10 protein-coding genes are annotated in these 9,749 nt (G+C 68.6%); 2 read left to right on the top strand and 8 right to left on the bottom strand.

Annotated features, from left to right (window positions below; all coding sequences use genetic code 11):
* Positions 1 to 169 precede the first annotated feature (169 nt).
* The 7 genes from Q4I23_RS26455 to Q4I23_RS26425 form a co-directional block, all read right to left on the bottom strand.
* Entirely contained in the window at positions 170 to 781 is a 612-nt protein-coding gene (locus tag Q4I23_RS26455) for a DUF3035 domain-containing protein (RefSeq protein WP_237904895.1), read from the bottom strand.
* 84 nt (positions 782 to 865) lie between these two features.
* The gene (gene lspA / locus Q4I23_RS26450; RefSeq protein ID WP_454018961.1) at positions 866 to 1,369 is read right to left on the bottom strand and encodes a signal peptidase II; all 504 of its coding nucleotides are present in this window, start codon (positions 1,367 to 1,369) and stop codon (positions 866 to 868) included.
* 150 nt (positions 1,370 to 1,519) lie between these two features.
* Positions 1,520 to 4,375 (bottom strand): isoleucine--tRNA ligase, encoded by a 2,856-nt coding sequence (gene ileS / locus Q4I23_RS26445; RefSeq protein WP_498528184.1) that lies wholly within the window; start codon positions 4,373 to 4,375, stop codon positions 1,520 to 1,522.
* A gap of 208 nt (positions 4,376 to 4,583) precedes the next feature.
* Positions 4,584 to 5,291, bottom strand: a complete 708-nt coding sequence (locus Q4I23_RS26440; RefSeq protein ID WP_145689012.1) for an orotate phosphoribosyltransferase — start codon at positions 5,289 to 5,291, stop codon at positions 4,584 to 4,586.
* Positions 5,292 to 5,379: 88 nt separating this feature from the next.
* Positions 5,380 to 5,562: a hypothetical protein gene (locus Q4I23_RS26435; protein ID WP_498528185.1), complete on the bottom strand. Its 183-nt coding sequence runs from the start codon at positions 5,560 to 5,562 to the stop codon at positions 5,380 to 5,382.
* Positions 5,563 to 6,519, bottom strand: a complete 957-nt coding sequence (locus tag Q4I23_RS26430; protein ID WP_498528183.1) for a bifunctional riboflavin kinase/FAD synthetase — start codon at positions 6,517 to 6,519, stop codon at positions 5,563 to 5,565. It lies immediately after the preceding gene.
* 179 nt (positions 6,520 to 6,698) lie between these two features.
* Positions 6,699 to 7,148 carry a MaoC family dehydratase gene (locus Q4I23_RS26425; RefSeq protein WP_014239679.1) on the bottom strand — a complete coding sequence of 150 codons (450 nt, stop codon included), beginning with the start codon at positions 7,146 to 7,148 and terminating at the stop codon, positions 6,699 to 6,701.
* Positions 7,149 to 7,515: 367 nt separating this feature from the next.
* Here Q4I23_RS26425 and Q4I23_RS26420 point away from each other — a divergent pair, with 367 nt between their 5' ends.
* On the top strand, positions 7,516 to 8,337 hold the full coding sequence (locus Q4I23_RS26420; RefSeq protein ID WP_454018965.1) for an SDR family NAD(P)-dependent oxidoreductase: 822 nt from the start codon (positions 7,516 to 7,518) through the stop codon (positions 8,335 to 8,337).
* Here the strand turns inward: Q4I23_RS26420 and Q4I23_RS26415 are convergent.
* Positions 8,334 to 8,954 carry a septal ring lytic transglycosylase RlpA family protein gene (locus Q4I23_RS26415; protein ID WP_454018966.1) on the bottom strand — a complete coding sequence of 207 codons (621 nt, stop codon included), beginning with the start codon at positions 8,952 to 8,954 and terminating at the stop codon, positions 8,334 to 8,336. The genes Q4I23_RS26420 and Q4I23_RS26415 overlap by 4 nt on opposite strands.
* A 141-nt stretch (positions 8,955 to 9,095) precedes the next feature.
* On the opposite strand from Q4I23_RS26415, the gene Q4I23_RS26410 reads away from it, so the two are divergent.
* Positions 9,096 to 9,749, top strand: a 654-nt coding sequence (locus tag Q4I23_RS26410; RefSeq protein WP_498528182.1) for an alpha/beta hydrolase, incomplete at its 3' end; no start/stop codon positions are given.

Below are 9,749 nucleotides of genomic sequence, written 5' to 3'. Positions count from 1 at the left end.
GTGTTGTGTTTTTGAGACTGCGGTGGGGCCGTTGGGGAGCATGGGCCTCTCGTTGGGAGCGAAGGGGACGGGAATGCAAAAGGGGGCGTCCCCGTCTGGGAACGCCCCCTAGATACTGGTGCGGCGAAGCGCCCGGAACAATGCCCTGAATTGGGTCCCCGAAATCGGCTTAGAACAGGCCCTCCAGCGGCGCCCGGCGCTTGCGTTCGATGGTCGGGACGGTGCCGTCGTTCAGCGCCTTGCCAGTGGCCTGGGCCTCGCGCAGGCGCTGGTTTTCCTTCTTCGGATCGACGACCTCGTAGGGCTGCTCCTGCGTCTGCCAGAACAGCAGGGAGTCGATCCAGCTCTTGTCGGCGACGACGAGCTGGGTCGTCTCCTGGTCGACCTTGTTGCGGATGCCCGGCTCGATGCCGCTCTTGGCGCCGGCCTGGGCGATCAGGGCCGACTCGCCGGCGGTACCGGCAGCCGTCCGGCCGCCCGCGGCGGTGGCGCGCGAGGAGCCGCCGAAGACCGAGGCGGCGGCCACCGCGGCCGACGTGGCGTCCTGCGGGCGCGCCGCGCCGGGGCGCGGCTCCGGCAGGCGGGCGAGGCTCGGCGGCATGGTCAGCGGCGCGCGGGACACGACCGTGAACTCGTCCGGGCTCGTGCGGTCGAGGCCGATGGAGCGGCGGACGTCGGTGCATCCGGTGAGCGCCAGCGCGACGAGCGCCAAGCCCAGCAGCGGACCCCGCCCCAGGGAACGGGTGGAGCGCCGCGCGATGGAGGAGGCGAAGGAAAGCATGGTCACGTTCGAGTCCCGTCGTCTAGTCGTCAGGCCGCTTGTCGTCGGGCCGCGTCCCTTATAGCGGCTCCGTCGCGTGAACTATTACGACTTTTCGCGGCCGGCGAACAGCCCATCCAGCACGAGAAGCGCCACGCCGACGCTGATTCCGCTGTCTGCCACGTTGAAGGCCCAGAAATGCCACCCCCCGATGTGGAAATCGAGGAAATCGGCGACAGCCCCGTACAGGAACCGGTCGATCACGTTTCCGATGGCCCCGCCGATCACCATCCCCAGCGCCAGCGCAAGGTAGCGCCGGTCGGCCTGCCGCAGCCACAGCAGCAGCGCCACCACGATGGCGAAGGCCACCGCGGCCAGCACGTAGGGCATCCAGGCGTGGGAGCTGCCGAAGGTGCCGAAGCTGACCCCGGTGTTCCAGGCCAGCACGAGATTGAAGAAGGGCGTGACCTCGATGACCCGTGGGTAGGGCTGCATGACCACGTCGAGGATCCACCATTTGGTGAGCTGGTCGAGGACCACCACCAGCGCGGCGACGGACAGGCCGAAGACCGTGTGGCTGCGGCTGCCGGACGTGGAGAGGCTGCTCATGAAGTGCTCCTGCTCCCTCTCCCCTCTGGGGAGAGGGTCGGGGTGAGGGGGTTGCGCGTTTGCCGGACGCGTCGAGGAAGCGGAACCCCCTCACCCTAACCCTCTCCCCAGAGGGGAGAGGGGATAAGGCGCAGGCTCCGGCAACGCGAATCAGAACGCCGGTTCCGCGTCCACGGCTTCGGCGCAACGGAGGCACAGCGTCGGGTGTGCGGCGTTCGTGCCGACCTCCGGAAGGATCTTCCAGCAGCGCTCGCACTTGCCCCCTTCGGCGAGTCCGGGCACCACCGCGATGCCGGCCACGTCGGGCAGGACGAACGCGCCCTCAGGCGCCGTGCCCTCCGCCACGGTGATCTGCGAGGTGATGCAGATCTCGGCGAAGTCCACGCCGTCGAGCAGCGCCTTGGTCGCCGCGTCCACGAAGACGGTCGGATTCGCCTGCAGGGACGAGCCGATCCTCTTGTTGGCCCGCTCCAGCTCCAGCGCGCCGGTGACGGTGCGGCGGACAGTGCGGATGGACTCCCACTTGGCGGCGAGATCGTCGTTGCGCCACTCCGCCGGGATGGCCGGGAAGACCCGCAGATGGACGCTTTCCTCGCTCCAGCCCTCGGTGCCGGTCAGGCCCTCGGGCCGGGCCAGCCACGCCTCCTCCGCGGTGAAGCAGAGGATCGGGGCCAGCCACGCGGTCAGGGTGGAGAGCAGATGCTCCATCACCGTGCGGACCGAGCGGCGGCGGACCGAGCCCGGCGCGTCGCAGTAGAGGCTGTCCTTGCGGACGTCGAAGTAGAAGGCCGACAGCTCCACGGCGCAGAAATTGTGGATCGCCACCGACAGGTCGTGGAAGTCGTAGGCCTCGATCTTGGCGCGGATCAGCGTATCCAGCTCCGACAGGCGGTGCAGGACCCAGCGCTCCAGCTCCGGCATCTCGGCGACGGCGATGCGCTCCGCCGGGGTGTAGTCGGCCAGCGCGCCGAGGATGTAGCGCAGCGTGTTGCGCAGGCGGCGGTAGTGGTCGGCCTGATACTTGATGATCTCCGGCCCGATGCGCTGGTCCTCGGTGTAGTCGGTGCTGACCACCCAGAGGCGCAGGATATCGGCGCCGTATTTGTCGCAGACCTCCTGCGGGGCGACCACATTGCCCAGCGACTTGGACATCTTGCGGCCCTGCTCGTCGAGCGTGAAGCCGTGCGTCAGCACCGCGTCGTAGGGCGCCCGGCCGCGCGTGCCGCAGCTTTCCAGCAGGGAGGAGTGGAACCAGCCGCGGTGCTGGTCGGAGCCCTCAAGATAGAGGGAGGCCGGCCACTTCAGCTCCGGCCGCTGCTCCAGCACGAAGGCGTGGGTCGAGCCGGACTCGAACCACACGTCGACGATGTCCCTGACCTGCTCGTAGTCGTCGGCGCGGTAGGCGTTGCCGAGGAAGTCCTGCGCCGGGCGGGCGAACCACGCGTCGGAGCCTTCCTTCTCGAAGATGTCGGCGATGCGGTTGAACACCTCGGCGTCGCGCAGGATCGCGCCGTTGTCCTTGCGGACGAACAGGGCGATCGGCACGCCCCAGGCGCGCTGGCGGCTGATGCACCAGTCCGGGCGCTGCTCGATCATCGCGCGGATGCGGTTCTCGCCCTGGGCGGGGAACCACGTCGTGTCGGAGATCGCCTGCAGCGCCGTCTTGCGCAGATCGTTCGTCTCCATGGAGATGAACCACTGCGGCGTGGTGCGGAAGATCAGCGGGGCCTTCGAGCGCCAGGAATGCGGGTAGCTGTGCTTGACGCGGCCCTTGGCGAGCAGCGCCCCGACCTCCTGGAAGGCCTTCAGCACGGCGCCGTTGGCCTCGCCCGGCTTGCCTTCGGCGGTGTAGACGCGCAGGCCGGCGAACAGCGGGACGTGGTCGTAGTAGCGCCCGTCCTCGCCGACCGTCTGCGGCACCTCGATGCCGTTGGCCTGACCCAGGTGGAAGTCGTCCTCGCCGTGGCCGGGTGCTATGTGGACGAAGCCGGTGCCGGCGTCGGTCGTCACGAAGTCGCCGGCCAGCAGCGGCACCTTGAAGTCGTAGCCGCTGCGGGTCAGCGGGTGGTGGCAGTAGCCGCCGGCCAGACGCGAGCCGGGGAAGCGGTGCAGCAGCCGCGCGTCGGCGATCTTGGTTTCCTTGAAGACGCTTTCGGCCAGCGCGGTGGCGATGACGAGCCGCTCGCCGACCTCGGCGAGGCTGCCCTCCTCGACCGCCAGCACCTTGTAGGTCGCGTATTCGATGTCCTCGCCGAAGGCGATGGCGCGGTTGCCCGGCAGGGTCCAGGGGGTGGTCGTCCAGATGACGATGTTGGCGTCGTCGACCTCCGGCGCCGGCGAGCCCCAGATGGCGAAGCGCGCGAAGACGGTGGTCGAGGTGTGGTCGTGGTATTCGATCTCCGCCTCGGCCAGCGCGGTCTTCTCGACTACCGACCACATGACCGGCTTGGCGCCCTTGTAGAGGCCGCCGTTCATGGCGAACTTGTGGATCTCGCGGACGATCTGCGCCTCGGCGGGCAGCGTCATGGTCAGGTACGGGTCGGCCCAGTTGCCCTCGACGCCGAGGCGGCGGAACTCGCCGGCCTGCACGTCCACCCACTTCTGGGCGAACTGGCGGCACTCGGCGCGGAACTGGTTGAGCGGAACCTCGTCCTTGTCCTTGCCCTCGGCCCGGTACTTCTCCTCGATCTTCCACTCGATGGGCAGGCCGTGGCAGTCCCAGCCGGGGACGTAGTTGGAGTCGAAGCCCTGCATCTGGCGCGAGCGGACGATGACGTCCTTCAGCACCTTGTTGACGGCGTGGCCGATGTGGATGTTGCCGTTGGCGTAGGGCGGGCCATCGTGCAGGACGAACTTCTCACGGCCCTTCGCCGTCTCGCGCAGCCGCTGGAAGAGGCCCATGTCCTCCCAGCGCTTCAGCAGCTCCGGCTCCTTGGTGGGCAGGCCGCCGCGCATGGGGAAGTCGGTGCGGGGCAGGAAGACGGTGGACTTGTAGTCGCGGGTCATGTCGGGGATTTCCTGAACCTGAAGCAGAACTGTCGGGCGGCAGCGGTCAGGCCCCCGACGCACGCACAAACGAGGCGGTCCCGGCCCCCCTCAGGAGGCCGGGTTGGTAATTCGCGCCATACGCGCCATGACCCACGCCGGATGCAGCATCGCGCGGGATATTAGCGGTGTGGGCGGTGCGGTCAAGGCGCGGCGCCTCCGGGCGGCGTCAGTCGAAGCTGGCCTTGCCGCCGTGGGCGGCGGACCAGCCGACCGGGTCGTTCAGGAACTTTTCGACTTCCGACAGGGTGTTCTCGTCGAAGTACTGGTTCTCGCGGGCGACCTTCAACACGTCCCACCAGGTGCACAGCTCGTGCAGGCGGACGCCGATGCGGTCCATGTTGGTCTTCGATTGCGGGAAGATGCCGTAATGGAAGATCACGAAGCTGTCGGTCACAGTGGCGCCGCCGTTGCGCAGCGCCGTGACGAAGTTCTCCTTGCTCTTGCCGTCGGTGGCGAGGTCCTCGACCAGGATGACCCGCTGCCCCTCGGTCAGCACGCCCTCGATCTGGGCGTTGCGCCCGAACCCCTTCGGCTTCTTGCGGACATACTGCATGGGCAGTTCCAGCCGCTCGGCGATCCAGGCGGCGAAGGGAATGCCCGCCGTCTCGCCGCCGGCCACCGCGTCGATGCTCTCGTAGCCGATCTCGCGCTCGATGGTCTGGACGGCGAAGTCCATCAGCGCCTTGCGGGCGCGCGGGAAGGACACGATGCGCCGGCAGTCGGTGTAGACCGGGCTCGCCCAGCCGGAGGTGAAGATGAAGGGCGTCTCGGCGTTGAAATGCAGCGCCTTGATTTCCAGCAGGATCTTCGCGGCGGTGGCGGCGATGGTCGCCCGGTCACCATTGGCAGGGGCGGGCAAAGCGGCGGTGGTCATGGCCTAACGGCTCCCAGGGAGGCTCAAACTGCCCCGTGTGTAGCCCCCCGGCGTGCGAATCGCAATGGGGCGGGCTTGCCCTGCGCCGTCACTTTCCCGGCAGGGCCAGCGCGATGCAGCGGGTCAGCACCGGGTTGCCGGTCATCTCGCGGTAGGCCTGGACGATGGCGGGCTCGGCGGCCTTGCACTGCTCCATCGTCTGGAACTCGATGGTGGTCGGGCCGCCCTGGTTCAGGATGAAGAGCAGAAGGATCACGCGGTCCATCGTCACTCAGCCTTCCGACCGCGGTTCCCGGGCCAGCACGGCGCGGGCGGCGGCGGCGTCCTGGACGATCTGGTCCTTCAGCTCGTTGAAGCTGCCGAACTTGCGCTCCGGCCGCAGGAACTCGATGAGCTGGACGCGCAGATGCTGGCCGTAGAGGTCGCCGTCGAAGTCGAGGATGTGGGTCTCCAGCCGCTCCACCGTTCCGCCCACGGTCGGGCGGCGGCCCAGGTTGGCGACGCCGTTGCGCCAGACCGTGCCCGCCCCCTGGTCCACCCCGGTGCGCACCGCGTAGACGCCGAAGGCGGGACGGAGGTAGTCGGCCAGCTCGACGTTGGCGGTGGGGAAGCCGATGGTGCGGCCCTTGTGGTCGCCATGCTCCACGCGCCCCTCGATCTCCCAGGGGGAGCCGAGCAGCCGGGTGGCCTCGCGCGGATTGCCGGCGACCAGCGCGTCGCGCACGCGGGTGGAGGAATAGACGCCGTCCGCATCGTCGGACACCGGTCCGACCTCGGTCACGCCGAAGCCTTGGGCCGCGCCGGCCTGCCGCAGCAGGGCGGGGTCGCCGCCGCGGCCGTGGCCGAACAGGAAATCGTAGCCGCAGACGACGTGCCGCACGCCCAGCCCGGCCACCAGATCCTCCTGGATGAAGGCGTCGGCGGTCTTGTGCAGGAAGCTCTCGTCGAAATGGCAGACGAACAGCAGGTCCACCCCCAGCGCCTCGATGTGGCGGGCCTTGACGCGGAAGGGCGACAGGCGGAAGGGGGCGTCGTCCGGGCGGAAGACCGAGCGGGGGTGCGGCTCGAAGGTCATCACCGCCGAGGGCGCGCCGAGATCGCGGGCGATCCGCTGAGCGGTGGCGATCACCGCCTGATGGCCACGGTGCACCCCGTCGAAGTTGCCCAGGGCGACGACGGCCCCGCGGGCGTCTTCCGGCAGGTCGGCGGTATGTCGGAACAATCGCATGCGTCACGCCCTGATGATCTGCGGGCCGCGGACGGCCCCCGGAAACGATGGCGGCCCGCCGGGGCGGGCCATGCCATGGGCGTCTTATATAGACCGGAGCCGGCGCGTGGTCTACGCACCGGCGACCGGCAAGTCATTTCGCTTGTTGAAGGCTTGCCCGCCCTAAGGGTTTGACGGGATCACCCGCGGGACGGGACCATCAGCAGGGCCTCGCCCTCGATCACCACCGTCTCGCCGACGGTGCAGACCGTGCGGACGACGGCGCGGCGCTTCTCCGGGATGATCTCGGTGACGGTGGCGCGGGCGGTCACCGTATCGCCGGCGCGGACCGGCGCCTTGAAGCGCACGGTCTGGCTCATGTAGATGGCGCCCGGACCGGGCAGCTTGGTGCCGAGAACGGCGGAAATGAAGCTGACGCTCAGCATGCCGTGGGCGATGCGGCCCTGGAACATGGTGCCGCTGGCGTATTCCTGGTTCAGGTGGACCGGGTTGGTGTCGCCGGAGATGCCGGCGAACAGCACGATGTCCGCCTCGGTAACCGTCTTCGCGAAGGACGCCGTCATGCCGACGGTCAAATCCTCGATGCAGTGGCCCTCGTTGTCCTTCAGGACTTGGCGAACATCATCCATACCGCGGTTCCTTTTCATCAAGCACCGGCCAGAAGCGCCGACCGTGCGGTGCGACAACACGTATGGTGCAATGCGATATATGCACTGCAACCACGTGATGGCAACACGACTCGCCTGAAAAAGTGAAAAAACCGCTAACCTCTTTCGAAAGAGGAGGCAGTCGCGGCGTCCTGCCTATTTCCTCTGGTCCGGCGATTTCAGTTCCGTGACAGTAAAAGTCCGGAGCGGCTTCAGTTAATATGTACACTGACAATTCGGCCTGCTGCACCGCGGAATGCGGGGCGACTCGGGGGCGGATGGCTTGACTTCGCGCCGCCGCGGCCAACCGTCACCTCTCATCCCCCCGAACCGCGACGGAATCCGACCCATGCCCCACCGCTTCGCGCTGGTCACCGGCGGCACCTCCGGCATCGGCGCCGGCTTCGCCCGTGCCCTGTCCGCCGACACCGGCCTGCTGCTGGCCGCCCGCAACGCCGAGGCCCTGACCACCGCAAAGACGGAGCTGGAGGCCACCGGACGCCGGGTGGAGGTGCTGGCCACCGACCTGACCACCGACGCGGGGCGGAACGCCCTGATCCAGAAGGCGGAGACGCTGGAGATCGACCTGCTCATCAACAACGCCGGGTCCGGCGCCTTCGGGCCGGTGCTCGACAACAGCCCGGAGGCAGAGCGGACGACGGTGGAGCTGAACGTGGTGGCGACCACGGTGCTGACCCGCGCACTGCTGCCCGGCATGATCGAGCGGGCGGCCCGCGACGGGCGGCGGGCGGGGTTGATCCTGCTGTCGAGCACGGCGGCCTTCCAGCCGATCCCGTTCCTCGGGACCTACTGCGCCAGCAAGAGCTTCATCCTGGCCTATGGCGAGGCGCTGGCGACGGAGCTGAAGCGCAAGCCGGTGGATGTGCTGGTCCTGTGCCCCGGCGCCACCCGCACCGCCTTCGGCAAGCGCGCCGGCTTCGCCCTGAACGCCCTGCCGGGGGCTGCCGATCCGCTGGACGTGGCGCGGGAGGGGTTGCAGGCGCTGGGGCGCCGCACGGTGCATGTGCACGGCTTCGGCACCCGCAACATGCTGCGCCCCTTCCTGTGGTCACGCCACGCGGCGTCGGACGGGCTGGGCGCGCTGCTGGCCGCCTTCGACCGCGGCCAGCGCGCGCGCAGGACCGCCCGTCCGCCGCGAGAGAAAGTTTAGCGGTCGGACCCCGACCCGCTTTGCTGATCGGCGCGCGACGAACCGGACCGGGCCGCGCCGATCCCTTTCTTGTCAGACGAGGGCTGTTCGGCGACCTGAGTCTTGTCGGCCTTCTCGGCCTTGGCCTCGACCTTCTCCTTCACGGACTCGGTCGGCTGTTCGGACGGCTTGGCCTCGACGCGGACCGGGGCCACGCCGTCCTCGATCATGTCGAGCTGTTTGGCGGCCTTCTTCGACAGGTCGATGACCCGCCCGTCCACATAGGGGCCGCGGTCGTTGACGATGACGTCGACGCTCTTGCCGTTGTCCTGGTTGGTCACGGTGACCTTGCTGCCCAGCGGCAGCTCGCGCGAGGCGGCGGTCGGCTTGTTCTGGTCGAAACGCTCGCCGCTGGCCGTCTTCTTGCCGTGGAACGAACCGCCATAGAAAGACGCCTCGCCCTCATGGACGATCACCGGTTCGCCCTCGTCCGTGCGTTCCACGGCGATCGGCGGCACCGACGCGTCCTTGGGGCTTTGTGATTTGGATGAGGGCTGGGCCTGGGCGGCCATGGGGGACAGAGGCAAGGACAGGGACAAGGCGCAGAGCGCCATGGACAGTGTACGCGCCATGTGCATTCGAATGTACCTCCCATTGGACCTGGACAACATCCGTGGGAGGTCGGGGGTTCCACTGGATCACCGGCACCGCCGCCGTGGGCTGGACCCGCCCGGTCCGATGATGGTTCAATCATCCCCTCAAAGATGGAGAGCGCAGGAATGGCCGTGAGCGTGGCGGATCTGGGTGTGGAGCCACGGTTCGGCTGGGTGACGATGGGGGACGGGACGCGGCTGCGCACCGCCCATTGGACGGCCACCAAAGCCCCGCCGCGCGGCACCGCGCTGCTGCTGACCGGCCGGGCGGAGTTCATCGAGAAATACGCCGAGACGGTGGGGGAGCTGCTTGCCCGCGGCTTCGAGGTCTTCGCCTTCGACTGGCGCAACCAGGGCCTGTCCGACCGCCCCCTGCCCAACCCTCAGATCCATCACCTGGACAGCTTCGACACGCTGGCCGGCGATCTTGACGAGGTGGTGGAGCGGCTGGTGAGGCCGCGGCAGCGCGGGTCGCTGCTGCTGGTCGCCCACAGCATGGGCGGGCTGGTCGCCCTGATGGCCCTGCTCCGCAACCCGGCCCTGTGCGACGCTGCGGTGCTGACGGCGCCGATGTTCGACATCTTCACCGGCCCGGTGCCGCGCCGCATGGCGGTCTGGCTGGCCGAGCGCCTGTGCGCCCGTGGGCGGGCCGCCGAATACGCCTTCGGCCAGCACGATTACGACCCGGTGGAGGGGCTGTTCACCCCGGTCAACCCGATCACTTCGGACCCTCGCCGCTACTGTCTCTTATACACATCTCCGAGCCCACGAGACTATAAC

The sequence above is a fragment of the Azospirillum sp. UFLA03-27 genome (assembly GCF_059803775.1).
Note: the sequence above shows the minus strand (reverse complement) of the source record. Positions and strands in the feature narration are given on the sequence as shown.

Bases quoted from the DNA above. Each gene is read 5' to 3' on its own strand.
- Q4I23_RS26440 (WP_145689012.1), bottom strand. From the start codon at position 5,291: ATGACCACCGCCGCTTTGCCCGCCCCTGCCAATGGTGACCGGGCGACC.
- ileS (WP_498528184.1), bottom strand. From the start codon at position 4,375: ATGACCCGCGACTACAAGTCCACCGTCTTCCTGCCCCGCACCGACTTC.
- lspA (WP_454018961.1), bottom strand. From the start codon at position 1,369: ATGAGCAGCCTCTCCACGTCCGGCAGCCGCAGCCACACGGTCTTCGGC.
- Q4I23_RS26420 (WP_454018965.1), top strand. From the start codon at position 7,516: ATGCCCCACCGCTTCGCGCTGGTCACCGGCGGCACCTCCGGCATCGGC.
- Q4I23_RS26455 (WP_237904895.1), bottom strand. From the start codon at position 781: ATGCTTTCCTTCGCCTCCTCCATCGCGCGGCGCTCCACCCGTTCCCTG.
- Q4I23_RS26430 (WP_498528183.1), bottom strand. From the start codon at position 6,519: ATGCGATTGTTCCGACATACCGCCGACCTGCCGGAAGACGCCCGCGGG.
- Q4I23_RS26415 (WP_454018966.1), bottom strand. From the start codon at position 8,954: ATGCACATGGCGCGTACACTGTCCATGGCGCTCTGCGCCTTGTCCCTG.
- Q4I23_RS26425 (WP_014239679.1), bottom strand. From the start codon at position 7,148: ATGGATGATGTTCGCCAAGTCCTGAAGGACAACGAGGGCCACTGCATC.